The 23,539-nt window shown below is 65.2% G+C and carries 30 protein-coding genes and 2 pseudogenes; 14 read left to right on the forward strand and 18 right to left on the reverse strand.

The window, feature by feature from the left end; translation table 11 throughout:
- Positions 1-14: 14 nt before the first annotated feature.
- The 4 genes from ACH438_RS17715 to ACH438_RS17730 form a co-directional block, all read right to left on the reverse strand.
- Positions 15-2,141, reverse strand: a complete 2,127-nt coding sequence (locus ACH438_RS17715; protein ID WP_397006368.1) for a glycogen debranching N-terminal domain-containing protein — start codon at positions 2,139-2,141, stop codon at positions 15-17.
- The gene (locus tag ACH438_RS17720) at positions 2,138-3,529 is read right to left on the reverse strand and encodes a glycosyltransferase (RefSeq protein ID WP_397006370.1); all 1,392 of its coding nucleotides are present in this window, start codon (positions 3,527-3,529) and stop codon (positions 2,138-2,140) included. The genes ACH438_RS17715 and ACH438_RS17720 overlap by 4 nt, the downstream gene beginning before the upstream one ends.
- Positions 3,530-4,102: 573 nt before the next feature.
- On the reverse strand, positions 4,103-5,143 hold the full coding sequence (locus tag ACH438_RS17725) for an AMP-binding protein (RefSeq protein ID WP_397006372.1): 1,041 nt from the start codon (positions 5,141-5,143) through the stop codon (positions 4,103-4,105).
- Positions 5,144-5,263: 120 nt separating this feature from the next.
- Entirely contained in the window at positions 5,264-5,605 is a 342-nt protein-coding gene (locus tag ACH438_RS17730) for a cupin domain-containing protein (RefSeq protein WP_397006374.1), read from the reverse strand.
- A 64-nt stretch (positions 5,606-5,669) separates the two neighbouring features.
- Here ACH438_RS17730 and ACH438_RS17735 point away from each other — a divergent pair, with 64 nt between their 5' ends.
- A complete protein-coding gene (locus ACH438_RS17735; protein WP_397006376.1) occupies positions 5,670-7,094 on the forward strand; it encodes a PLP-dependent aminotransferase family protein in 1,425 nt (474 codons plus the stop codon).
- 43 nt (positions 7,095-7,137) lie between these two features.
- Here the strand turns inward: ACH438_RS17735 and ACH438_RS17740 are convergent, their stop codons facing one another.
- Together ACH438_RS17740 and ACH438_RS17745 are read right to left on the reverse strand one after the other, a co-directional pair.
- Positions 7,138-9,189, reverse strand: a complete 2,052-nt coding sequence (locus tag ACH438_RS17740; RefSeq protein ID WP_397006378.1) for a M13 family metallopeptidase — start codon at positions 9,187-9,189, stop codon at positions 7,138-7,140.
- Entirely contained in the window at positions 9,176-11,233 is a 2,058-nt protein-coding gene (locus ACH438_RS17745) for a M13 family metallopeptidase (protein WP_397006380.1), read from the reverse strand. Before ACH438_RS17745 ends, ACH438_RS17740 begins: the two co-directional genes overlap by 14 nt.
- 304 nt (positions 11,234-11,537) lie before the next feature.
- Here ACH438_RS17745 and rplN point away from each other — a divergent pair, with 304 nt between their 5' ends.
- Genes rplN through ACH438_RS17765 form a run of 4 tightly spaced genes read left to right on the forward strand, consistent with a single transcriptional unit; the run spans position 11,538 to position 13,005 of the window.
- Positions 11,538-11,906, forward strand: a complete 369-nt coding sequence (gene rplN / locus ACH438_RS17750; RefSeq protein WP_033090674.1) for a 50S ribosomal protein L14 — start codon at positions 11,538-11,540, stop codon at positions 11,904-11,906.
- 2 nt (positions 11,907-11,908) lie between these two features.
- Complete coding sequence (rplX, locus tag ACH438_RS17755; RefSeq protein ID WP_033090673.1) at positions 11,909-12,223, forward strand: 50S ribosomal protein L24; 315 nt, start codon at positions 11,909-11,911, stop codon at positions 12,221-12,223.
- Position 12,224: 1 nt separating this feature from the next.
- A complete protein-coding gene (rplE, locus tag ACH438_RS17760; protein ID WP_397006383.1) occupies positions 12,225-12,815 on the forward strand; it encodes a 50S ribosomal protein L5 in 591 nt (196 codons plus the stop codon).
- A 4-nt stretch (positions 12,816-12,819) separates the two neighbouring features.
- Complete coding sequence (locus ACH438_RS17765; protein WP_029923637.1) at positions 12,820-13,005, forward strand: type Z 30S ribosomal protein S14; 186 nt, start codon at positions 12,820-12,822, stop codon at positions 13,003-13,005.
- Positions 13,006-13,119: 114 nt separating this feature from the next.
- On the opposite strand, the gene ACH438_RS17770 is transcribed toward ACH438_RS17765, so the two are convergent.
- Genes ACH438_RS17770 through ACH438_RS17785 form a run of 4 tightly spaced genes read right to left on the reverse strand, consistent with a single transcriptional unit; the run spans position 13,120 to position 15,065 of the window.
- On the reverse strand, positions 13,120-13,398 hold the full coding sequence (locus ACH438_RS17770; protein ID WP_397007127.1) for a Uma2 family endonuclease: 279 nt from the start codon (positions 13,396-13,398) through the stop codon (positions 13,120-13,122).
- On the reverse strand, positions 13,302-14,342 hold the full coding sequence (locus ACH438_RS17775; protein ID WP_397006385.1) for an LLM class flavin-dependent oxidoreductase: 1,041 nt from the start codon (positions 14,340-14,342) through the stop codon (positions 13,302-13,304). The genes ACH438_RS17770 and ACH438_RS17775 overlap by 97 nt, the downstream gene beginning before the upstream one ends.
- Before the next feature lie 56 nt (positions 14,343-14,398).
- Positions 14,399-14,818 carry a type II toxin-antitoxin system VapC family toxin gene (locus tag ACH438_RS17780; protein ID WP_397006387.1) on the reverse strand — a complete coding sequence of 140 codons (420 nt, stop codon included), beginning with the start codon at positions 14,816-14,818 and terminating at the stop codon, positions 14,399-14,401.
- Positions 14,811-15,065 carry a type II toxin-antitoxin system Phd/YefM family antitoxin gene (locus ACH438_RS17785; protein ID WP_397006389.1) on the reverse strand — a complete coding sequence of 85 codons (255 nt, stop codon included), beginning with the start codon at positions 15,063-15,065 and terminating at the stop codon, positions 14,811-14,813. Before ACH438_RS17785 ends, ACH438_RS17780 begins: the two co-directional genes overlap by 8 nt.
- A 225-nt stretch (positions 15,066-15,290) precedes the next feature.
- On the opposite strand from ACH438_RS17785, the gene ACH438_RS17790 reads away from it, so the two are divergent.
- Both ACH438_RS17790 and ACH438_RS17795 read left to right on the forward strand, forming a co-directional pair.
- Positions 15,291-15,500 carry a type II toxin-antitoxin system VapB family antitoxin gene (locus ACH438_RS17790; RefSeq protein ID WP_397006391.1) on the forward strand — a complete coding sequence of 70 codons (210 nt, stop codon included), beginning with the start codon at positions 15,291-15,293 and terminating at the stop codon, positions 15,498-15,500.
- Positions 15,497-15,916 carry a PIN domain nuclease gene (locus ACH438_RS17795; RefSeq protein ID WP_397006393.1) on the forward strand — a complete coding sequence of 140 codons (420 nt, stop codon included), beginning with the start codon at positions 15,497-15,499 and terminating at the stop codon, positions 15,914-15,916. Before ACH438_RS17790 ends, ACH438_RS17795 begins: the two co-directional genes overlap by 4 nt.
- A gap of 113 nt (positions 15,917-16,029) precedes the next feature.
- Here the strand turns inward: ACH438_RS17795 and ACH438_RS17800 are convergent, their stop codons facing one another.
- A complete protein-coding gene (locus ACH438_RS17800) occupies positions 16,030-16,326 on the reverse strand; it encodes a hypothetical protein (protein WP_397006395.1) in 297 nt (98 codons plus the stop codon).
- A 78-nt stretch (positions 16,327-16,404) separates the two neighbouring features.
- On the opposite strand from ACH438_RS17800, the pseudogene ACH438_RS17805 reads away from it, so the two are divergent.
- The 3 genes and pseudogenes from ACH438_RS17805 to ACH438_RS17815 form a co-directional block, all read left to right on the forward strand.
- A pseudogene (locus ACH438_RS17805) lies at positions 16,405-16,602 on the forward strand (Scr1 family TA system antitoxin-like transcriptional regulator); the annotation flags it as partial.
- A gap of 74 nt (positions 16,603-16,676) precedes the next feature.
- Positions 16,677-16,886, forward strand: a pseudogene (locus tag ACH438_RS17810) (Scr1 family TA system antitoxin-like transcriptional regulator); the annotation flags it as partial.
- Positions 16,883-17,077: a DUF397 domain-containing protein gene (locus ACH438_RS17815; protein WP_397006397.1), complete on the forward strand. Its 195-nt coding sequence runs from the start codon at positions 16,883-16,885 to the stop codon at positions 17,075-17,077. The pseudogene ACH438_RS17810 and the gene ACH438_RS17815, both read left to right, overlap by 4 nt.
- A gap of 25 nt (positions 17,078-17,102) precedes the next feature.
- Here the strand turns inward: ACH438_RS17815 and ACH438_RS17820 are convergent, their stop codons facing one another.
- Positions 17,103-17,555: a hypothetical protein gene (locus tag ACH438_RS17820; RefSeq protein WP_397006399.1), complete on the reverse strand. Its 453-nt coding sequence runs from the start codon at positions 17,553-17,555 to the stop codon at positions 17,103-17,105.
- A 228-nt stretch (positions 17,556-17,783) separates the two neighbouring features.
- Between ACH438_RS17820 and ACH438_RS17825 the strand changes: the two genes are divergently transcribed.
- From ACH438_RS17825 to ACH438_RS17835, 3 genes are all read left to right on the forward strand, one after another.
- Positions 17,784-18,110, forward strand: coding sequence for a hypothetical protein (locus ACH438_RS17825; RefSeq protein ID WP_397006401.1), 327 nt, complete (start codon positions 17,784-17,786; stop codon positions 18,108-18,110).
- Entirely contained in the window at positions 18,107-18,433 is a 327-nt protein-coding gene (locus ACH438_RS17830; RefSeq protein WP_397006403.1) for a hypothetical protein, read from the forward strand. Before ACH438_RS17825 ends, ACH438_RS17830 begins: the two co-directional genes overlap by 4 nt.
- Before the next feature lie 197 nt (positions 18,434-18,630).
- The gene (locus tag ACH438_RS17835; RefSeq protein WP_397006405.1) at positions 18,631-19,320 is read left to right on the forward strand and encodes a hypothetical protein; all 690 of its coding nucleotides are present in this window, start codon (positions 18,631-18,633) and stop codon (positions 19,318-19,320) included.
- Between the two features lie 18 nt (positions 19,321-19,338).
- Here ACH438_RS17835 and ACH438_RS17840 read toward each other — a convergent pair whose 3' ends face one another.
- From ACH438_RS17840 to ACH438_RS17865, 6 genes are all read right to left on the reverse strand, one after another.
- Complete coding sequence (locus ACH438_RS17840) at positions 19,339-19,683, reverse strand: YbaB/EbfC family nucleoid-associated protein (RefSeq protein ID WP_397006407.1); 345 nt, start codon at positions 19,681-19,683, stop codon at positions 19,339-19,341.
- 58 nt (positions 19,684-19,741) lie between these two features.
- A complete protein-coding gene (locus tag ACH438_RS17845; protein ID WP_397006409.1) occupies positions 19,742-20,209 on the reverse strand; it encodes a hypothetical protein in 468 nt (155 codons plus the stop codon).
- A gap of 44 nt (positions 20,210-20,253) precedes the next feature.
- Positions 20,254-21,564: a hypothetical protein gene (locus tag ACH438_RS17850; protein ID WP_397006411.1), complete on the reverse strand. Its 1,311-nt coding sequence runs from the start codon at positions 21,562-21,564 to the stop codon at positions 20,254-20,256.
- Positions 21,561-21,863: a WXG100 family type VII secretion target gene (locus ACH438_RS17855; protein ID WP_397006413.1), complete on the reverse strand. Its 303-nt coding sequence runs from the start codon at positions 21,861-21,863 to the stop codon at positions 21,561-21,563. Before ACH438_RS17855 ends, ACH438_RS17850 begins: the two co-directional genes overlap by 4 nt.
- Positions 21,860-22,186: a WXG100 family type VII secretion target gene (locus tag ACH438_RS17860; protein WP_397006415.1), complete on the reverse strand. Its 327-nt coding sequence runs from the start codon at positions 22,184-22,186 to the stop codon at positions 21,860-21,862. The genes ACH438_RS17855 and ACH438_RS17860 overlap by 4 nt, the downstream gene beginning before the upstream one ends.
- Positions 22,187-22,271: 85 nt before the next feature.
- Positions 22,272-22,862 (reverse strand): Uma2 family endonuclease, encoded by a 591-nt coding sequence (locus ACH438_RS17865; RefSeq protein WP_397006417.1) that lies wholly within the window; start codon positions 22,860-22,862, stop codon positions 22,272-22,274.
- 268 nt (positions 22,863-23,130) lie between these two features.
- Between ACH438_RS17865 and rpsH the strand changes: the two genes are divergently transcribed.
- Positions 23,131-23,529 (forward strand): 30S ribosomal protein S8, encoded by a 399-nt coding sequence (rpsH, locus tag ACH438_RS17870; RefSeq protein ID WP_397006419.1) that lies wholly within the window; start codon positions 23,131-23,133, stop codon positions 23,527-23,529.
- The last annotated feature ends 10 nt before the right edge of the window (positions 23,530-23,539 follow it).

The following is a 23,539-nucleotide window of genomic DNA, read 5'->3' on the forward strand; positions in this document are numbered from 1 at the left end:
GTAGCCGCCGCAACTCAGTGGGTGATCAGCCGCCACTCGTCGGGCAGATTGGAGGCGGTCACCCGATCACCCTCCACGGCCAGGTCGATGATCGTGCCGCCCAGCCGCATATCTGTGAGCTCCACCCGCCCCCACCGCAGCGGCAGATGCGGCAGCACGGTCAGCGTGCGCCGCGGCACGTCCGGATCCAGTCCGAGGAAGGACCGCACCAGCAGCAGCGGCGCCGCACTCGCCCACGCCTGCGGCGAACACGATGTCGGATACGGCACCGGCGCCGAGAACTTGGTCCGCGGGAAACCGCAGAACAATTCGGGCAGCCGGCCGCCGAACGCGACCGCCGCATCGAGCAGGCCCTCCGCCAGCCGGGTGGCCAGCTCGATCGCACCCGGAATGTGCCGGTACCGCAGCAGCCCGGCCACCGCGATGGCGGTGTCGTGCGGCCACACCGAACCATTGTGGTAGCTCATCGGGTTGTAGGCGCCCATGCTGGAAGCCAGTGTGCGCAAACCGAATCCGGTATCCATATCGGTTGCCGCCAAGCGCCCGATCACCGTCGCCGCATGATCGTCGGTGACGATGCCCGACCACAGGCAGTGCCCGATATTGCTGGTCAGCGCGTCCAGCCGGCGCTTGTTGCCGTCCAGAGCCACGGCGAACCAGCCCTTTTCGGGCAGCCAGAACGCCTCCGCGAACTTGGTGCGCAACTCCGCCGCACGATCGCGCAGGTACCCGGCGGTGGTGCCGTCCCCGAACTCCTCGGCCAGCTCCGCCCGCGCCTGCAGCGCCGCGTACACGTAACCCTGCACCTCGCACAGCGCGATCGGCGCCTCCGGCAGCCGTCCCGTCGCATCGTTGATGCCGTCGAAACTGTCCTTCCAGCCCTGATTGATCAGGCCCCGGTCGGTGGCCCGCCGGTACTCCACGAACCCGTCGCCGTCGCGATCGCCGTAATCCGCGATCCACGCCAGCGCCGCGTCCGCGGCCGGCAACAGCGCCTGCACCGCCTCCACATCGGCGCCCCAGCGCCGCGCCTGCGCCAGCAACATGACGAAAAGCGGTGTGGCGTCCACGGTTCCGTAATACGTCTCACCACCCAGCACCGCGCCGCTGGCCGGCCCGCGCCGCATCTCGTGCATGATGCGGCCCGGCTCCTCCTCGGTCAGCGGATTCACCCGCTGCCCCTGCATCTCCGCCAGCTGCTGCAGCGTGCCCACCGCGAGCCCCACATCCAGCGGCAGCGCCATCCAGGCAGTTAGTAGCGAGTCCCGGCCGAACAAGGTCATGAACCATGGCGCGCCCGCCGCCACGAACGGCCGCCCACCGCGGGCGTCGTCGTGAATCTGCAAGGCGCCCAGGTCGCTTTCGGTCTGCTCCAGCACCATCGCCAGCTGCATATTGTCGGCGGTGATATTGGTGGCGGTATCCCGCCAGGCCGCGATCTTGCGGCCCGGCTCGCTGAACTCGTACTGCTCACCCGGCCGCCCCGCCGAGTGGATGGGCTGGGTGCCCATGCTCGGCTGGGCCACGATATCGGTCTGCCAGCTCCCGCCGGCCGGCACCACCACCCGCCAGGACAGCGAACCCGGCAGCACCGCGGGCGTTTCCGACGAGGACACCGCCAGCGCCCGGGTGCGATCGGACCGATCATGGAGCAGCAGTTCCACATCCGCCACCACGACCTCGGCGCGCCCGTTCCCGCTGCGGCCCTCCTTCACCGCGAACAGGTCCGCGAAATCCGCGTCCACATGCAACTGCAGGTCCACGGCCGTGGTTTCACGGCCCAGATTCTCGACCGTGATGGTCTCCCGCAGCCCGTCCGCGACGAGCCGCTCCCGAACGATGAGCAAGGTGCTGTCTGCTGCGCCGGCCCGCGGAGGCCGGCGCAATATGAACCGGGCGGTGAACGCCTCCGGACTCAATACCGACAGCGGCTCCGGCCGCTGCCCGTCCAACCGTAGTTCCCAGCGCGACAGCACCCGCGCGTCCCGGTAGAACAATCCGTACGGCGTCCCTTGCTCGACATCGCCGAGCCGGTCCGACAGGCAGAACGTACTGCCCTCCACCAGCGTGACCGCACCACCCGACACACCCAGGTTCGACGGCTCACCGCCATTCAGAGCAGTTGGAGCCTCACCGTTCATTCGGTCCCTTCCTCGATGACTTTCGCTTCCGGAACGACGTTGTCCGCCACCGTTTTACGGCCCGGCAGCGGCGCCGGTCCGGTCAAGAGGGCTGGATCGGTCATCGCCCCCGGCACCGGGCCCGCGGGCGGACGACGGCGCCCCGCGGAGCGCGTGATGGGCGTGGGCGCGGTGACCCGGGCAGGTCGCGAGCGCGCCACCCGATTCGGCGGCGGCGCCGACTGATGCGCCGGAGCCGACGCCCAGGTATGGATGGTGATCCGCCCGCCGCGGCGCGGCCGGCGGGTACTCGCCACCCGGCGATAGATCTCCTCGTAACCCCGGCCCAATGTCTCGGCGCCGAAGTTCGCGACCACATGCGCGCGCATGGCCGCGGGATCGTAGGAGCGCACTTCCTCGATGGCAGCGGGCAATTCGTCCGGATGGTCGCAGATACGACCGGTCACGCCGTCCACGATCACCTCGGACACGGCCCCGCCGCGCAACGCCACCACCGGCGTTCCGCACACCATCGCCTCGATCATGACCATGCCGAACGGTTCCTCCCAGCACACCGGGAACAGCAGGCAGCGCGCCCCGGCGAGCAATTCACGCTTGGCCGCGGCATCGGCCATCCCGAACATGGTGTCGCGTTCGGTGAGCAACGGCCGTACCGCACTGTCGAAATACGCCACCTCGGGCGGCTCCGCGCACTTACCTGCCAGCACCAATGGCAGACCGGCCGCATGCGCCGCCGTCAACGCCAGGTGGGGGGCCTTGTCCGCGGTGAACCGGCCCAGGAAGAGAGCGTAGTCCTGCTTCTCCGCCTGGAACGGCCAATCCTCGACCCGCAACGCATTGTGTACGCGCCCGGCCCAATTCAGGTCCGGGGCCAGTTCACGCTGCCGATCGCTGATCGCGACCAGGTGCGCGTCCTCACCGAGTTCGCTGTAGTAGATATAGGGATCGCCGTTCACCGGGCCGTGCACGGTCACCACGGTCGGCAGGCCGAGCTCGCGGTAGACCGGCATGTTCAACGGGCCCGCGAAGGTGTGATCGTGCACCAGATCCAGGCCGCCGCCCACCGCGAGTCGTTCCAGGGCGCGCCGCACCTTCAAGGCGTGCACCACCTCCGGGAACGGATCACCCAGCCGATCGGCCTGGATGCGATCCCACAGCGGAATCAGATTCCCCTTGGTGCCGTTCTCACCCGCACCGAGCAGCGTCACCTCGTGACCCCGCGCCACCAGCGCGTCCACCAGATCCGCGACCACCGCCTCCACACCGCCGTACGCCTTGGGTGGAATGTCGAAATACGGTGGCACCACCATCGCGATACGCAACCGCTCGCGATCCGCCGATGAGAACTCGAATGCAGACGCCGGGCCGGGCACGGATTCCGCGCTCATGACAGCCCCTCCTTCCGGGACACAACCGTTCGGTGCCCTTGCTGGTCGGGCACCGAATCTTGCCGGTCGAACCGGGGTGAGGAAGATCGAAAGCGTTTGCGCCGCAGGAGGCCACGCTCCGTGGATGGAACGCTCGGGATGATCGTCGCGCCGGCTGATGCCCTCGGATCAGCGCGCAGGCAGACACGGCGGAGACGACTCCAGCAGCGATGATGAAGGCCGACGCGGTCGATCGGCATGCGGTGAAACCAATTCGAAGGCACCCCGGGCGCGTCATCGCGCTCGGCGGCCATTGGGTGATTTCCACAATATCGCTGGAAAACTCGAGAAAAGGGCAGATCGAATGGTTCCCGGGTTCATCCGCGCAAAGTTCGCCCGCACAACCCCTGTCCGTGGGCGCCGGGACAATTCCCCGTTACCGCGTAATCAGCGAGACACCTTGGCCCCGAATCGATCTCCGTAACGCGGGCCTCGCGATACAGACCGACCGACGTGCAACCCGCCTCGACAGCCGCGCTTACTCGGCGGTCGGTTTCCTGCGGGGCCGCAGGGCAACTCGGAGGCTAGTTCCGGTCAGGCTGCGGCGTAATCGATCTCGACGGCCGCGGCGACGGCATCGAAGACCAGCCAGCCATCGGCCGTCCAGCGGCCGCGGAGGTTCGTGCGAGCGAGGCGGGCGCCCGGCACGAACGGATCGGCGGTGAAACCCACGGCCGCATCGGTGAGTTCGGCCGCCAGGGCCGCGCCACCCAGATAGACGGCACCGGGCCGGCCCGGCGCCACCGGGCGCATGGCCGAATCCAGCACCAGCAGACGCGCACCCGGAATCGGGCGCAGACGGCCGGAACCATCCAGCGGGCCGCGTGCGGCGACACCCGCGTATTCGGGCGTGGCATAGGCGAATCCGGCACAGGAACCCGGCGCGAGGGTGCGGAGCAGACCGGCCAGTTTCGGCGGGCAGGTCGTGCCGAGCACATCCCAGCGGCGGACCGTCGGCAAGGCGGCGGGCAGTTCTGCCAGCTCGGCGAGGGTTTCGGCCCCGGCGACCACATGGGTCGCGGCACAGTTGGCGATGAGAGCCGCCAGCGCGGAAGGATGCGCGCGCTGACCCTCGGTGGCGAGCACCAGGGTCGCGCCATCGGCGAGCGCCGCGAGCAGTTCCACCGCCGCGTCGGTGCAATCCCACTGAGTGGCCAGCAGCCGCACATCCGTAGTACCGAACGCCCGGTCGACAGTGCAGGTGCGCTGATCGGCGGCCACCGCCCGGCGGTCGTCGGCGGCCGCGGCCACCGCGTCCGGAACCAGGCCGGTACCCGTCGGCCCGAGCTCGACCAGCAGCGCGCCGGTCTCGGCGGCGAGCGCGATGTCGGTCAGCAGCCGGGCCAGATCGTCGAGGGTCGGGCCCGCACTACCGGTGACACCGCCGTCCAGCTGCTCGTACAGCTCGGCATAAGTGAGGATGTGGCCACCGCAGCGGATCGCGGTTCGCAGCGCGGGCACCCGCCGACCGCACTGGATCAGCGCAGCGACCGACGGCACGTCGTACAGGTCGACGCCGTTCGCCCACTCGTCCACGAGCCGGTGACGCTCGACGGTGGACAAACTCTCCGGCACCGCGCGCTCCATCGTTCCCAACCTCAGTTAAAACTTATGCAACCCTAACCTTATCTCCAATTTACACAACCACCGGCTCGATCCGGAAGCGAACCGGCAACAAGCCGACCTCGACATCGATCAGTTCCCGTACTGCTTCGTGTCCGGATGCTCGATGAGCACCACATGAGCGGGCGCCGGAGCCACCGGACGGTGACGAACACCTCTCGGCACCGTGAAGAGCTCACCCGGTGCGAGAACCACCGCGGGCCGATCCTCGAGCTCGATGCGGAAGGTCCCGGACCAGCACAGGAACAGCTCGTCCTCGTCGTGGTGATGCCACGGGAACTCGCCCTCGATCATCGCGACCCGCACCACCGATTCATTGACCCGCGCCAGCTCACGCTGCTGGAACGGGCCCGGGAGGGTGGCGATCGTCGCGGGAATCGAAGCGGCAGTGGATGTTTCGGTTACTTCGCTCATAGGAAAGATCCTTCGGCACCACGGATGGCGAGCACAGGGCCAATCGGGAAGAATTGGTCCCGTTATGGAGCCAATCGATGTCACCGAACGACTCGGACGGTGGTCGTCCGGGCGCGGACCGCTGTACGTACTGCTCGCCGCACGACTTCGGCAGCTCATCGACGATGGCGACCTGCCCACCGGATCCGCCCTGCCCGCCGACCGGGCCTTCGCCAGACAACTCGCCGTCGGCCGCAATACCGTGGTCGCCGCCTACGACCTGCTCGCCGCCGAGGGCCGCATCACGCGCCGGCAGGGGAGCGGCACCCGCGTCTCGGGACCCGCCGCGGGCTCGGGCCCGGACACCACCGCCGCACCCATGTTCCTCAACCTGCTCGAACCACAGGACGACATCCTCACCCTCGCCTGCGCCGCGCCCGAAGCCCCGCCACCGGCGATCGTCGACGCATACGCCCGGGCGCTGCCCATCATGGCCGCCATGACCGCCGAAATCGGTTACCACCCGGGCGGATACCCGCCTCTCCGGCAGGTCGTCGCCGAGCGCTACACCCGCCTCGGCGCGCCGACCACCGCCGATCAGATCCTCATCACGAACGGTGGCCAGCAAGCGCTGTCCCTGCTGGCGCGCGCTTTGGTGCGGCCAGGTGATCGCGTCCTCGTTGAAACCCCCACCTACCCGGGCGCATTGGAAGCTTTCCATGAGGAGGCCGCAATCCTCACCGCCCTGCCTCTCGGTCTTCCCGGCTTCGAAGCAGCGGCCCGCACGCATCGCCCGGCGCTCGCCTATCTCACTCCCACGTTCCAGAACCCCACCGGCACAGTGCTTTCCGCCCTGCGCCGCCGTCGCATCACGGAAGTCACGACCGCCCTGGATGTGCCGCTCATCGCCGACGAAATCACCGCCGACCTGCCGTTCCCTGGCGTGGAGGTCCCGCCACCGCTCGCGGCCGAATCGTCCACCGTCATCTCCATAGGCTCGCTGAGCAAGAACACTTGGGGCGGGCTGCGCATCGGGTGGATTCGCGCGGCCACGCCCGTCATCGCGCGGGTGACACGGCTGCGCGCCGTCCACGATCTGGGCGGCAACCTGCCCGCCCAGATCGCCGCGACAGCCCTCGTGCCCGGTATCGACACTCAGCGCGAAGCCCGTGCCGCACACCTGAAATCGGGTCACGACGTGCTCCGGGCCGAACTGGCCGCGCGACTGCCGGACTGGACCGTGCCGGCCGTGACTGGCGGTCAGACCCTGTGGGTGCGGCTGCCGTACGGCGACGGCACCTCCTTCGCGCAGACCGCGCTGCGGCACGGCGTGGCGGTGCTGGCGGGCAGCGGACTGGACGCCACGGGCGGCAGCGAGGACCGCATCCGGCTGCACTTCCGGCATCCGGCCGGCCTCCTCGTCGAGGCCGCCGACCGGCTCGCCACCGCCTGGCAGGCTTATCGCCCACCCGCCGAACCTGCCAGCGCCGCACCGCCTTTGGCGATCTAGGCCCGACCGCCATCGATGTGGCCGGGCCGTGGTGGTGGGCGGCTCAGAAGGTGACGCGCTGATCCGCCGGCAGGAACAGCTTGTCGCCCTCTTTCACGCCGAAGGTGGCGTAATACTCCGCCTGATTCCGCACCACTTGATTGGCGCGGAATTCATTGGGGGAGTGGACATCATTGGCCAGCAGATTCTCGGTGTACTGCGTGGTGGCCTTGGAACGCCAATTCCGGCCCCACGCCTCGAACATCGGCCGATAGTCGGGATTGTCGACGTTCTTGCGCTTCTGCTGAATCCGGTACGCGGCGAAGGCCATCTGCAGCCCACGATTGTCGGCCACGTTCTCACCGAGGGTGAGCTGACCGTCCACATGCTGATCCGGCGGCAGGCCCGCGGGCACCAGCGCGTTGTACTGGTCCACCAGCTTCTGCGTCAGAGCGTCGAACTTGGCCCGGTCCTCCGGCGTCCACCAATCCTTCAGATTGCCGTCCGCGTCGTACTTGGAACCCTGATCGTCGAAGCCGTGCCCGATCTCGTGCCCGATGACCGCGCCGCCCGCACCGTAATTCACGGCCTCCTCGGCCTTGGCATCGAAGAACGGCGGCTGCAGGAAGGCCGCCGGGAACACGATCTCATTGTTGACCGGCTGGTAGTACGCGTTCACGGTCTGCGGCGACATGCCCCACTCGGTCTTGTCGACCGGCTCACCCAGTTTGGCGAAGTTCTTCTTCGAGGCGAAAGTGTCGACGGCGAGCAGTGATCGGATCAGCTGCCCGCGGGTGATCTGCAAGCCCGCGTTGTCCTCCCACTTGTCCGGGTATCCGATCTTCACCGTCATCTTGGCCAGCTTCACCAGCGCCGCATCCTTGGTGGGCTGCGACATCCAGGTGGAAGCGGTGAAATTGGCCTTGTAGGCGGCCACCAGATCGGCCACCATATCCAGCGCGCGCTGCTTGGCCTCGGGCGGGAAGTACTTGTCCACGTACAGTTTTCCGAGCTCGTCGCCCAGCGTGTCGGACACCGTCGCGACCGCCGACTTCCAGAGCTCCGGGCGTTGCTGCAGCCCGCTCATCACCGTGCCGAAGAATTCGAAATTGGCATCGGCAATGGTCTTCGGCAGGTATTTCGCGAACGAGCGGACCAGCGCGAGCTTCAGATAGTCCTTCCACTCGGCCAGCTCCACGTCCTGCCAGAGCTGCCCGGCCGCTGTGACGAACGACGGCTCACCCACGATCACCGTGTCGAACAGATTCGCCGGCCGATCGGTATTACCCGCCAGCCAAGGCGCCCAATCGAATTGCGGCGCCAGCGCGGTCAGCTCGGTCCAAGACATCCGGTTGTAGGTCGCCTCGGTATTGCGCAGCTTCACCTTGTCCCAGAAACCTGCGGCAATACGCGTCTCCAGATCAACCACACGCCCGGCCATACCGGAAGGATCGGGGAATCCGGCGCCCGCGGCGATCTTCTCCATGAAGGTCCGATACGCCGAAAGCTTGTCCGCCAGTTCGGGTTTGCGATAATACTGCTCAGCCAGCCCGATACCCGACTGCCCGACCGCCGCCACATGCGCGCTCGAATTCTTGCGATCCACGGTCACGCCCAGCCCGATCGGCCCGCCGACCGGCAGCCCACCCATCACCTTGGCCAGATCGGATTTCGCCGCCGCGGCATCGATCGCGGTGAACAGATCCTGCAACGGCGTCATACCGAGCTTCTCGATATCGCCCAGATTCAGTCGCGCGTCGTACAGATCGCGGATCATCTGGCCGTCGCTGCCCGACTTCGGATCCTTGATGCCCTCGATGATCTCCCGCAACTGCTGCTCGACCCGATCGCCCACCTCGTTGAAGGTGCCGAACGACACCTTGTCCGGCGGCAGCTGATACTCCTGCAGCCACTTGCCGTTCACGAAGCGATACAGATCGTCCTGCGGCCGCACCGCCGGATCCGAACCCGACATATCCGGGCCCGCAAGGGGTTCCGACGCATTCTTGTTGGTAGTCGAATCCTTGGTGCAGGCCGCCAGCGCGGCCGCCGCGGGCACCAGGCCCAGCGCCGCGAGGAAACGGCGGCGATCCAATTCGAACTCAGAAAACGACACGTTCGTCCTCCGGCAGATACATCTTGTCGCCCTCCTTGACCTGATAGGTGAGGTAGAACTCGGGCAGATTCCGCACCACCTGATTCGCCCGGAACTCGGCGGGCGAATGCGGATCCTCGGAGATCTGCATCTGTACGTACTCGGTGGTGGCCTTGGTCCGCCAGGTGCGCGCCCACGCCTCGAACATCGGCGTGTAATCCGGTTTCGCCGAGTTCTTGCGTTGTTCGGCAATGGCATACGCGGCGAGCGCCATCTGCAGGCCGTGGATATCGGCCACATTCTCGCCGAGCGTCAGCTTGCCGTTCACGTGCTGCTCGGGCGTCAGACCCTCCGGGACCAGCGCATCGTATTGCGCGACAACCTTGTCGGTGCGCGCGGTGAACGCGGCGCGATCCTCCGGCGTCCACCAGTCGCGCAGATTTCCGTCGCCGTCGTACTGCGAACCCTGATCGTCGAAACCGTGCCCGATCTCGTGCCCGATCACCGCGCCCACCGCGGCGTAGTTCACCGCGGCCTGCGCCGCCGGATCGAAGAACGGCGGCTGCAGGAAAGCTGCCGGGAAGACGATCTCATTGTTGACCGGGTTGTAGTAGGCGTTCACGGTCTGCGGCGCCATATCCCATTCGGACTTGTCGACCGGCTTGCCGAGCTTGTCGAATTCGCGTGCGGCCTGGAAGTTGTGCGCCGCGATCAGCGATTCCACCAGCTTGCCGCGGGTGACGGTGAGCCCGGAGTAGTCCTGCCACTTGTCCGGGTAGCCGATCTTGGTGGTGATCTTCTCCAGCTTCACCAGCGCGGCATCCTTGGTGGGCTGCGACATCCAACTGGAATTGTGGAAATCATCACGGTAGGCGGCCATCAGATCGGCCACCATCTCCAGCGCCTGCTTCTTCGCGTCCGGCGAGAAATGCTGCGCCACATACAGCTTGCCGAGCTGCTCACCCACCGTGCCGGTCACCACGTCCAGGCCGTCGCGCCAGCGCTCCCGCGGCTGCTGCACGCCCTGCATGTTCTTCACGAAGAAGTCGAAGTACGCGTCGTACACCGGCTTTGCGAGATACTGCGAGAACTGCTGCACCAGCGATAGCTTCAGGTATTCACGCCACACCGCGACATCGGTGTCCTGCCACAACTGCCCCGCATGCGTGACATACGACGGCTGCTCCACGATCACCGAATCGAACAGATTGTGCGGCCGGCCGGTGACGCCCGCCAGCCACGGCTCCCAATCGAATTGCGGCGCCAGCGCCACCAATTCGTTCCACCGCAGCTTGTTGTAGGTGGCCTCCGGATCGCGCATGCGCACGTTGTCCCAGAAGCCGGCCGCCATCCGGGTCTGCAGATCCAGCACCCGCTGCGCCATCCCGTTCGGGTCCGCGAGGCCGGCCGCACCGCCGGCCTGCACCAGGTAGGCGTGATATCCGGACAGCTTGTCGGCGAACTCGGGCTTGCGGAAATACTGCTCCGGCAACCCGATTCCGGTCTGCCCCACCGAGGCGATGGTGGCGGTCGACTTCTTCGAGTCGGCGGTGACGGAGATGTTCAGCAGCGCCGCGACCGGCAGGCCGCCCATCACCTTGGCCAGCTCCGGCTTACCGGGGGCGGCGTCGATGCGGGCGAACAACTCCTGCAGCGGTGTGATGCCGAGCTGATCGATGGTGGCGCTGTCCATCCACGCGTCGTACAGATCCCGGATCTGCTGTTCGGGGCTGCCCGGCTTCGGGCCGGAAATGCCTTCGACGATGGCCCGCAGCTGATCCTCGACGCGGTCGTTGACCTCGTCGAAGGTGCCGAAGGAGACGCGGTCGGCGGGCAGTTGATAGGTGCGCAGCCAGGAGCCGTTGACGCTGCGATACAGATCGTCCTGCGCCCGGACGCCGGGATCGGCCCCGGACATGTCCGGCCCGGTCAACGGCTTCGCGCCGGACGAGGAGTTGTCCTTACTACAGGACGCGACCCACGCGGCGGCGGGAGCCAGCCCGAGGGCGAGGAGAACGGAACGACGGGAGAGACTGAAATCGGCGGAACGGCCGGACAAGGTCACTCGGGTCCTCTCTAATTGCTATCAATTTGCTAGAGGGTTCCGGGGCGAGACTACCCAAACCTCACCTCTCGCGCCTGCCCCATTTGTCCCGTGCCCGGCCCCGATTTGGGTGCCACCTGGGGCTTGGCTACACTGGACCGGTTGCCTGCGGGAGCTATGCCCGCACTTCGGCCGCGAACCCACAGTGGTTGGTTCTCCAGTCAGGTGAATAACCGCTGGCAGGCGTGCGTTTGAGGGGCAACTGACCATGCCCGTCGGGTCGGCAATCCGGCGTGCATTTCGTCCAGGTCTAGGAGGAGCTGAAGTGATTCAGCAGGAGTCGCGACTGCGCGTCGCCGACAACACGGGTGCCAAGGAAATCCTTTGCATTCGCGTTCTCGGTGGTTCGTCGCGTCGCTATGCCGGCATCGGCGACATCATCGTCGCCACTGTCAAGGACGCCATCCCGGGTGGCAACGTCAAGAAGGGCGAGGTCGTCAAGGCCGTCGTCGTGCGCACCGTCAAGGAGCGCCGTCGTCCGGACGGGTCCTACATCAAGTTCGACGAGAACGCCGCGGTGCTGATCAAGGCGGACAACGATCCGCGTGGCACCCGCATCTTCGGCCCGGTCGGCCGTGAGCTGCGTGAGAAGCGTTTCATGAAGATCGTCTCGCTCGCCCCGGAGGTGCTCTAACTATGAAGGTGCACAAGGGCGACACGGTCATCGTCATCTCGGGTAAGGACAAGGGCGCCAAGGGCAAGGTCATTCAGGCCTACCCGGCGACCGGCAAGGTCCTGGTCGAGGGCGTGAACCGCATCAAGAAGCACGTCGCGAACTCCGCGAACCAGCGTGGCGCCAGCTCGGGCGGCATCGTCACTCAGGAAGCGCCGATCCAGGCCTCCAACGTGATGGTCGTCGACTCCGACGGCAAGCCGACCCGCGTGGGCTTCCGCACCGACGAGAACGGCAAGCGGGTCCGCATCTCCCGTCGCAACGGGAAGGACATCTGAGATGACTTCTACCGCTGAATCCAATGTCGGCACCGCCGACGCCAAGGTGCAGCCGCGCCTGAAGACCCGCTACCGCGAGGAAATCAAGCCGGCCCTGAACAGCGAGTTCAACTACGCCAACGTGATGCAGATCCCGGGCGTCGTGAAGGTCGTTGTCAACATGGGTGTCGGCGACGCCGCCCGTGACGCCAAGCTGATCAACGGTGCGGTCGCCGACCTCACCCTGATCACCGGCCAGAAGCCCGAGATCCGCAAGGCCACCAAGTCCATCGCGCAGTTCAAGCTGCGTGAGGGCATGCCGATCGGCGCGAAGGTCACCCTGCGCGGCGACCGCATGTGGGAGTTCCTGGATCGCCTGATCTCCATCGCGCTGCCGCGTATCCGCGACTTCCGCGGTCTGTCGCCGAAGCAGTTCGACGGCCACGGCAACTACACGTTCGGCCTCTCGGAGCAGTCGATGTTCCACGAGATCGACGTGGACCGTATCGACCGTCCGCGGGGTATGGACATCACTGTGGTGACCACCGCGACCAACAACGAAGAAGGCCGCGCGCTGCTGAAGCACCTCGGCTTCCCGTTCAAGGAGAACTGAGCACATGGCTAAGAAGGCTCTGATCAACAAGGCCAACGCCAAGCCGAAGTTCGCGGTGCGGGCCTACACCCGTTGCCAGCGCTGCGGCCGCCCGCACGCCGTCTACCGCAAGTTCGGCCTCTGCCGTGTCTGCCTGCGCGAGATGGCCCACCGCGGCGAACTCCCGGGCGTCCACAAGTCGTCCTGGTGACCCCAGGCTCCTTGTGAGCTGAACAAACGCCAAACCCGAAGGCCCCCACCGTGATTCGTCCCGGTGGGGGTCTTCGGCGTCTGTATGGTCCGGATCCCGGCCCAGTGGCCTCCGTCATAAGCGTGGCCGTGGGAGTCGGCTCTGTAGATCGGCAAAAGTGATCGCCAGGGTCACCGGTTCCGTGAGGACCAGCGCATCGGAGTGGGTGTGCCGGGTGACGTATCGCCTACCCGACCAGTCGAGCCGGCACTCCTCGATCTCGGTGATCTGCTGCCAGTCCTTGTCGAAGTGCACGATCAGGTAGACCGGAATGCCTTCTCGCGCATACAGTTCCCGCTTGACGCCGATGTCGGCATCGACGGTCTCGTCCGAGGTGACCTCGACGACCAGCAGCGTCTGGCGGGCGACCTTCTGGAAGTCGAACGGCCCATCCGTGCAATCACGCAATACCGAATGGTGACCGCGAGTTCGTCGGCGCCCGCCTCGTGCAGGGCGAGCAAGCGCCGGTGGATGGTTTCCTCGTCGCCGTAGACGAAGACTTCGTGAATGAGCTCATCGCTCAACCGGCCCTGCGCGGTCAGTGGAAAGCCCGCTTCCCGGAACATCTCGCCGTACGTGGGGAGCCCGGAGTAGTGCGCGAAGCCGGCCTGCGCGGCCTCGCGTACGACGGCGAAATCGCTGGTGAGCATGACGGACGCGGCAGTGATCAGAGGCGGCCGGGGACGCTGTGCCAATCGCGCTCCCTCCTCCAGCGCCGGGCGGGCGATCGAGCGTATGTAGGAGGGCCCGGCGAAGATGAGCATCGCACCGTCGGAGACTTCGCCTGCCAACCGCAGCATGTTCTTTCGCAACGCGGCCAGTACGATCGGCGGCCGCGGCGGCGTGATCATCGGTGGCAGGGCCGCGTGCACCCGGTAGTATTCGCCCTCCAGATCGACGTGTCCGTCCCAGAGGATCCCGCGCAGCACCGCGATGTATTCGCGCAGATGGGTCAGTGGCTTGCCGAACGGAAGGCCGTACTGTCCTTCGATTCTCACCTTGTGGCTGGCGCCGATGCCCAAGCGGAATCGTCCCGGCGCCAGCTCGGCCGCGACCAGCGCCTCGTTCGCGCGCGCCAACGGGTGGCTGGGGTAGGTGATCGCAATGCCACTGGCCAGTCCGATGCTGCTCGTGCGGGCGGCTGCCGCGGTGACGATGCTCAACCCATCCGGCCCGATCGGCCACGAGGGGACCCAGGCTGTGCCGATGCCCGCCCGCTCCGCCCGCGTGATCGCGTCCAAGACGGAGTGCACCGGCGGTGGGAAAAGCACGACTCCGACGGGAACGGTTGCAGTCATCGAGAATTCGCCTCTCAATTGCGCCTGAGCCTCGACAATAGCGTCCCACCGGCCGCTTATACGGGCACGATGGTCAGCAGTGGTTCCAGTCCCTTGAAGTCATCCGCATTGCGCGTGAACAGCGGCAGGTCGTTGGCTGATGCGATGGCGGCGATCATCAGGTCCATGCGGCGCGGCTTTGGGTTGCGACCCGCTGCGACAACAAGTTTCGACATCGAGGTGAATCGTCGCGCGGCTGCGGTGCAGAAGGGCAGCGCGTCGAAGCCGTGCTCGATCGCTAGTAGTCTCTCCGTACGCAAAGCCAGTGCCTGCGGCGTAGCCGCGACCGCGATACCGAGCCCCAACTCGGCGAGCGTCACCGTGCTGATCTTCGCCCGTACCGGCAAGTGAGAATCCTCGATCATGTCGATATCGATGAGGACGCAGGTGTCGAGCAGCCCTTTGTGGATGCGATCACCGGGGGTGGGTTCAGTCATCCAGTCGGTCCTCTCCGAAGACCGCGTCGATCGCAGCGCGTTCCTCTGCACTGCTCCCACTACGCCCGATCCGAGCCAATCGCGCCTTGAGTTCGGTGACCGTCATATCCCGCCGCGGCGAGATCGGTCGTAATTCTCCGACGGGCCGCCCGTTGCGAGTGATGACGAAGTCCTCGCCGGCCTCCAGGGCATCCATCACGCCGGCACTGCCGTTGCGCAACTCTGCTTGAGTGATCGTTCTTGTCATGACCTAAGGATAGCCATTGATGCTATGTGATGCTATTCGACCGTCTGGCGACTTGGAGCTCCCTGTGAGCTGACCCGATCAAACCCGAAGGTTCCCACCGGAAGACCTGTCTTGCTGGGGTCTTCGGCGTTCCCTCGGCTCGTGCAGCGTGCCGATCGGCTGCAGGCGGGATGGATATCTTGTATATTCGGATGAGCTATCACGTATATCAACGAGGTGGATTCAATGTCCAAACTGCTGATCGAAGTTGATGACGAAGCCCTTGCCGAAGCGCAACGTCTGCTGGGCACCGCCACCAAGAAAGACACCGTGAATGCGGCCCTCGTCGAGGTCGCGAAGCGAATCAAACGCGCCAAGGCACTCGCAGAGCTAGCCGAGATGGGGGAGCGGGGTGACTTCGACATCCTGCTGGAGAAGGGCAACTACCGCCCGTGATCGAGTACCTGATCGACACCTCCGCCGCGGTACGTCTGCTCATCAATCCGTCGATCCGCAAGGCATGGCACGAGCCGATCACCGCGGGCGTCGTCGCCGTGTGTGATGCCGTCGAACTCGAATTGCTCTTCAGCGCAACCTTACTGGCAGATCGCCTTCGAAAGAAGGAGCTCCTCGCCGAATTGTTCGGGTGGGTAGTCATGCCCGACGACGCGTGGGTCCGTGCCCACCGAATCCAGCAGTCCCTCACCGAACGAGGCCACCACCGCAGCGCGGGCGTGGTCGACCTCATGGTGGCTGTTACCGCCACGGCGAGCAACCTGACCGTCCTCCATTACGACCGCGACTTCGAAACCGTCGCCAGCGTGACCGGCCAACCCACCCAATGGATCTCGGCCCCAGGCTCGATCACCTGACTGGTTGCGGCGAAACGCGAGTGGTTGCCGCCATCAGCACCCGGTCGCGGACGCTCCAGCTCGACACGCTGCCAACGAAGACAGCAGGGTGGGTACCGGTGGTGGGGTGTGGATCACCGGTCGGCAGCGGGTATGGGCCACGACCATTCGGCGTCCTCGCGGAGCTCCAGTAGTTGGGTGCGGGCGCTGCAGTCTCGGCCGGTGTGGCCGCGTCCGGCGGTGCAGTCCGCGTGCCGCACCAGGAGGGCTCGCACCTCCAGGGAGGTGAGTTGCCGGGTGGTGGCGATTCTGTGGTGTGACAGAGCGGAATACGCGCCGTCAGCAGGCACGGTGGCGGCCGTGAACGCGGTGGCGGTTGCGGAGGGGGACGCGGGGGAGGTGGTGGCCGACCGCGACGAGGAGAGAGTCACCCGGCGCGAGCGGCGGCCGGGGGTGGTCGGTGTCGGAGATCCCCCAGTGGACGACTGCCACCAGCAGGAGGCAGGAGAGTGCGACGAGGATCAGAGTGCAAGCATCCAAGGGCATTACGACCAACCGAGCGTCTGCTCGAGTTGGCTGCACGCCGACAGCATCGCCTGATCGATGAGGATTTGAATCTCGTTGCGTTGCTGTCGGAATCCGCTCTGCTCCACCGGCCCGGCGGCACCCGTGTGCTCGTCGACCAACTGCGCCATCTCGCTGAGATCGGTGAGCGTCCGAATGTTTCGATTCGGGTAGTGCGCCATGACGTAGGTGCGTACCCGGGACTCGTCGTCAATCGTTCACTCTTCTCGACTTCCCGCCCATGGCAAGCAAATTGGTCGAACCGCCGGTCGTTTACACCGAGGGCGCCGAAGGAGCGCTCTATCTCGAACGAGATGACGTGATCGATCGCTATAGACAGGCGATAGCGGGAATTCAGACGGTAGCGTTGAGTGAAGAAGGCACCAGGGATCTGGTGCTGAGGATGTCGAAGGAGTATTCGGCGTGACCGAGAAACCGCCGATGGGTGAGTGGTTCAAGTCCAGCCGGTCCGCCCAGGCCAACGAGTGCGTCGAGGTTTTTCTGGGCGACCATCTCGTCGGAGTCCGTGACACCGCGGATCACGGCTCGGGGCCGGAGCTCTGGTTCACCGCCGAGCAGTGGGACGCCTTCCTCACCGGCGACATCTGGAGATCGTAAAAGGCGCGCGTCCATCGCCGGTGGGTCAGCTGCCGGCGTGGGTGCGGCTGCCGAATCCACCGCGCAGCACCCTGCCGCCTGCGGCGGGTACGCCGCGGTCGAGGATGCGGCCGGTGGTGGGGCGGAGGAAGGTGCCGAGGGTGAGACCTACGGCGGCGCCGACGGCCGGGTAGATCAATGAGGGCGAATGGTGCAGCCAGAAGCGTGAATACGTGTCTTCGTCGGTGTCGCAGAGGTTGTCGTCCACCCGCACGTCGGTATCCGGGTCGACGCAGATCGCGACGTCTGTGGGGTCGGGGTCTGCTTCCTCGGTGGTCGTGAGTGGGTCGGTGGTTGTTGCCGGTGTTTGCTGGGGAGTGGTGGTGCTGGAGGGTACGACTCGGGTGAGGGTGGGCGAGGCCGTGTGATCGGATGGGGTGGCGACACATCCGCTCGATACCAGAGCCGCCGCGACCGTCGCCGGCAGGATGTACGACACCCGCCGTGACCGCTTGCGCGGCCTATCCGGTTGTGCAACTGGCATTTCGGCCATCAGTTATCCCTCCCTCTCCACTCGGGCGAATGGTGCACCCCTATTCGATACCGGGCTGCTCGCCATGTGACGCAGGCGCTCCGATCGGTTACCATCACGCAGCCAAGAACCGGACATTTCGGACATGAAATGTGGGGAGATTCTTGCAGAGTGTGGCAAGCGAAGGGAATCGCGATGGGCGATAGGGGAATACAGGTGGGGATGTGGAGCGCGGTTGCGGCCGTCGCCGGGGGAATGCTGTTCCCGCCGACCGCCAATGCCGGGTACCCGCAGGGCGGGACCTTCGCATGTGACCGGGTGGAGCACGCGGGTGCGAAGCAGCTGAACGGGTTCGGATGCCTTGCCTCGCCGGGGTTTCCGACCCAGGGACCGGTGGACAAGTTCTATGTGCAGTTGAAGCAGGACCCTGACTCGCGCTGGTTCTGTGTAGCGGGCATCGCCACGATCGGGATTAGCGCCGCGCCGGGCGATCTGGTCGCTGACGGGTGTGTGGCGCAATGAAAGGGAATGCCTTGAAACGCAAGGCCATTGTCGTCCTGGCTGCCATAGCTGTCTCCGGCATTGCCGCCGGTGCGGCCGAGGCTCGGACCGTGGATGCCGGTTCCTACTCCAGCCGGGCCACGTGTGAGAGTGCGGGCCAAGCCCAGCGGCACGGCGACGTGCTCGGCTATCGATGCAGCGCCACCTCGCCCAATTCCGCTACCGGCGACTACAACTACGCCCTGTACCTGGAAACCAAGGACGCCAACCGGCACTGCCAGAACGGCGGCACCGGCTCGGCCGCGGGGTCGGCGGAACTCTTCTGCCTGCGGCAGAACAGGTAGTCCGGCCTGCTGGCGCCGAAGGCCCCCATCGAGATTCGTCTCGTGTCGGGGGCCTTTGGTATGTATAAGCGACGAGAATCGGGGGAGGTTTCGAAATGCGTTCTGTGGTAGCGATATCAGTGCTGCTGTTGTCGTTGTTCACGACCGGGTGCGGGCTGATAGGCGGGTCTTCACACTCGGTGCAACAGGGTGACTGTTTGAAGAAGAGCGGTGACGACAGCTTCGACTCGGTGTCCTGCTCCGGACCGGATGCCGCGTTCGTGGTGCTCGATCGGGCCGGCAGCGGCCACCTGCACCAGAGTTGCGTCGATGTCGCCGGCACCGAATATGACTACTACGACAGCGGAGACGGCGGAGAGGGCGCCATCTGTGTCGGCACCAAGGGCGCAGACACGGCGCACGCGGTGAACTCCGCCCAGAAGGGCGACTGTCTCACCGACACCAACGGTAGCAATGTGCAGAAGGTGGACTGCAATAACAGCAGGGCCATCGACCGCGTCCTGGACCGCCGCGATACCACCAGCTTCATGCCGGATGCGGCCTGCAGTAGCGTCGCGGGCACCCAGTCGACCTACAGCTACGTGCTGAAAGCCAAGAAGGGCATCGGTGCCATGGGCACCGGCGTCGTATTCTGCTTGATCCCCAAGGGCTCCGACGCCACCCGCACCGTGGACAACGCCAAGGTCGGCGACTGCCTGAAGAAGCTGAGCGCCGACGACCTCGAGGTCACCGACTGCGCGAGCCCGGACGCGGATTACAAGATCCTGAACTCCCTGCCCGACAAGTCATTCTGCGATCGAGTCTCCGGCACCATCGCCACGTACTCCTACCAGCGCCCAGGCACGATCGCTCTCCCGGCCGTCCTCTGTCTGGGCGCTGCCCGTTAGCTCCGGCGCGTCGAAGTCTCACACCGCGTGTGTGATACGGGTCGGAGTGGGCTCTTCCCACTCCTGCGAATCGGGCTGACGAGTCGGTACAGTCGTGACCGCGAGGCCAATCAGCTCTGCATAAACTCTGTTCGCCTCGACCTCGGCCTGCTTCCGTGCAGTCTGGTGACACTGCACGATGGCCCTCGCAAGCCGCTCACCCTCAAAGGCCATGGCAGCCGGCGAGATCCGGAGATCGGTGATCGTTCCGTAGGCGTCGGTTTCGACGACCACTGTGCCGCCTGAGGTTTGGGCGTGCCCTCGGACCTGTGCGACCGCGCTCACGATTCGGTCATTGCGCGCGGCAATGGGGTCACTCTTCATTGGAGGTTCCTGATCTCGAGTGGACGGAGCATCTGCGACAGGTACCTTGCTCGAACTGCTACTCCACGATTCGAACATCTGGTTCGTTCGCAGCTCGTTGCTCGATGATTGCTGTCGGTATAGAAACGAGGTCGTAGGTAACCGAGTTTCGTGGTGTCGAGCACTCAACCGAAAAGAAAACAAAACCATCTTCGAACCGGTGTTTTTGGGCTTGGACTCGACACTCCCCACCGTCGCGAAGAGGGATACTGTACAAGCTCATAGGACCGATAGGGAGGCCAGGGAAGGTGGGGGCATATTTCAGCCCGCCGCCGTGGTTGTCCAGGCTGTCCTCTCCCAAAACAATTGGATGCCCGTCGGCCATCTGTTTCATGTGTGACAACGGCACCGAAGCGATGTCATAAATCACTACGGGAGTTCCGCTGAGCATCAGTGAAATGGTTACATCGCCGCCAGTCACGCCGTACGAGTCGCCTTGTACCCGAATCTCATACTCTGACCGGAGTTGCAGGGCCTTGAGCTCCATTTCGAAAAGTGGCATTGTAGGCCAATTCTGATTGGTTGCAATCACTAGTTCACCCCGAGCATTGCTGCTCCCTTCCGAATCGCTCTCTGGTACTGCGGATCCTTCATGATCTTGTTGATGAACGAGTCCGGTGCATCCTCGAACTTGCCAGTGTTGAAGTTGTAATAGTACTTATTACCCATATCGTCTTGGAGGTGCATCTGCCCCGGGCGGACCCCCGGGCTCGGGTTCTCGACATCGATTCTGTAGTAAGGCCCCTTTGCCGGGGGTTGGGTCAGTGTCTTGCTCGTTGTGTTCGCGCCGCTCTTGCCGAGCATTTCCCCGTTGGGCGCCTGGGTACGAGGGGGCGGCTTGCTCGGGCCACCTCCGTTTGGCTGGGTAGTTGCGTCGAATCGGGTGGGTGTGGAGTCCAGCAGTGGTTGTAGGTTGGCGGTCAGACGGCCCGCGGCGATCGCGGTTCCGGCCAATGCGACGTTCTTGGCAGTCATAGCGCTGGAAAGCGCGTCGATGATCGTCACGACCCGGGCGGCCGTGGCCTCGCCTCGGACACCCGCTGCCAATGCCGTGCCGCCAGCAGTACCTTCGGGCCCTATGAACGAGGAAATTACGGCTACGATCCCCACGGTCAAGGCGAATTCTGCAAGCGCCTTCTCGATCTCGTGGTGGGCGTTGGCGAGTGCGGTCGAGTAGTCCCAGCATGCGGTAGCCAGGACTCCGTAGTGGTTGGCGATATCGGTTACGTCGCCGATAACAAGGTCGATCTGGGTCAGGATTTGGGGGACTTCGTCGGAGACCTGTTGGTCGACGATTTCGCGAGCGTTTCGGAGATCTTGGACGATGCCATTCAGCCCGTTCTTGGCCGTAGTCCACGCGCTGTCGAGGTTTTCGAGCCCGTCTACGTGACCATTCGGCCAGACTCGACCCTGCAGCCATCGCGTGATCATGGACCAGCCCAGTGGTGCGTGACTGTCACCGCCGTATGCGCCACGGAAAGTGGGAGTCGGGTAGGTGGGGATGGGCAGGGGCGGCGGAAAGATGTTGGCGGGCTTTGGATTTGTCGCGGCGTCGTTATTGCCGTTCGCATGGTTGATGCTGGTGTATTTCAGCAGGTCGTAAAGCTTGCCGAGCCCGTTGGCGAGGTCGGCGCCCGAAGTCACCGCGTTGAAGGCGGCCGGGTCGTAGCCTTTGGCGAATCCGTGTCCGGTGTCGTCGGTTCCGGCGCAACCCCAGTTGTCGTCCAGCGATTTCGCCAGGGCGGTGATGAGGCCGGTTACCGTTTTGCGTGCTGTTCCGAAAGTTGTTGCGGCTGAATCGAAGGCGGCTGGAAGGACGTCGATCGTGCCGGTGGGGCTCATGCGGGCCACATCTTCTTATTGGTGTTCACGACACCGGCGTAGACCGTGCGCGCTCGATCCGTGCCGGTGCGCAGATCGGTGAGTGCTTGGTGCAGTTCGCGGGCTGCCCTCATCCACCGGGCGTGGGCGTCCGAGTGCGCGGCCGCGCCGATTCCGGTCCAGTCGACATGCAACGCCTCGACTCGCCGCTCGATGTCGTCCAGTCGTTGCTCGATGGTCGTCTCGATTTGTGCGGCCCGGTCGATCAGCCGCTGCATCTCCGTGAGATCGGTACGGTATCCGTCGGAATCCCCGCTCACAAGATCGATCCGTTCGTCACGGAGTTGAACGGCGCCGCCGAACCGGTATCGGTTGTCTGGAAAGTTTTCGCGGCACCCTGCAACGCGCTCGCGTCGTCGGTCAGGCCGCTGACGAGTTCGCGTGCGGCTGCGGCCCACTCGTCCCATGCGGTCTGGTGCGTGTCTGCGGCGCTGCCCCGCCATTTCTCCATCAGCGATCGGACATCACGCATGAGCGATTCGACATCGTCGTGAAAGTCCTGCGCCGTCGTTCGCACCCAATCCGCTGCCGCGGAAATGGTGTCTGGATCTGCGCTGAGGCGCTCCCCGCTGCTCCCCGTCATGGAGGTCACTATGGCTCACCACGGCTGCAACCCGCAATCGAACGCTTTGTGAGCAGTCACACTGCGGATCTTGCCAACCGGTTGTCTACCAAGCGTTTTCGGGGTCGATCAGGTCGGCGGGGTCGATGCTGAAGGCGAAGGGGGATTCGATCCGAAGTGTCTGCCCCGCTTGCACTTTGGTCGGTGGTGCGTATGCACCCTCGACGAGTGTGTGCATGGCGATCTGGGGATGGGGCTCGAGGTCGATGATCCAATACGCCGCGATACCCGCCGCGGCGTGATCGAGAAGTTTGTCGACTCGATCCACCGGTTCGCTGCCACTGCGGCGAGATACGACCTCCGCGACCAGCTGGACGTCGCGACCGTAGAACGTGCGCATGTTTGCTTCGTGAGCGGCGCGGGCGGAATCTCGATCGATGACAGCCACATCGGGTTTACGCACTCCGGCCGGAGTCGAGATATCCATGGGGCCTTGGATGTGGACCTTCGCTCCGGCGGCACGCGCCGCGGAGCGAAGTCGGTCGCGCAGAATATCGGCAGCCATATCGTGGCGTGGGCTCGGCGACAACGGAATCAGCCACCCATCAGCCAGCTCGTAACCCTTGCCTTCGTCCGGTAGCGAGTCGAGGTCGTAGATCGTGTAGGGCCCGAAGGCGTTGTCGTGGGCGACACTCACGGCGTCCTTCCTTCCCGGCCGGTTCGCGGACCCTCACAGGCTAGCGTTCTGACCCCGATTTGGTCGCTGATCTGCCCTTGTCTACACTAGACCGGTTGCCTGGGCACCACTGTGTCCGCATGCGTCTGCGTGCGGCGTGTTCCTGGCACGAGCGAATGATCCGGTCGGGCACTCCCGGCTGGACCGCCCCGAATTGTCGTAGGCCCACGACCGCCCGTTGTGACGGTGCTGAATGGGAACCGCGGCGAGAAAGGTAACGGTCAAACACATGACCATGACTGATCCCATCGCAGACTTCTTGACCCGTCTGCGCAACGCCAACTCGGCGTACCACGATCAGGTGAAGGCTCCGCACTCGAAGATCAAGGTGAACATCGCCGAGATCCTCAAGCGCGAGGGCTACATCGCCGACTACCGCGTCGAAGACGCCACCGTCGGCAAGAGCCTGATCGTCGACCTGAAGTACGGCCCCTCCCGTGAGCGCTCCCTGCAGGGCGTGCGCCGCGTGTCGAAGCCGGGTCTCCGGGTTTACGCGAAGTCCACCAACCTGCCCAAGGTGCTCGGCGGCCTCGGCGTGGCGATTATCTCCACGTCCACCGGCCTGCTCACTGATCGTCAGGCCAAGCAGCAAGGCGTGGGCGGAGAAGTCCTCGCCTACGTCTGGTAAGGGAGGTAGG

Source organism: Nocardia sp. NPDC020380, assembly GCF_044386975.1.
In the GTDB taxonomy this organism is placed as follows: Bacteria; Actinomycetota; Actinomycetes; order Mycobacteriales; family Mycobacteriaceae; genus Nocardia.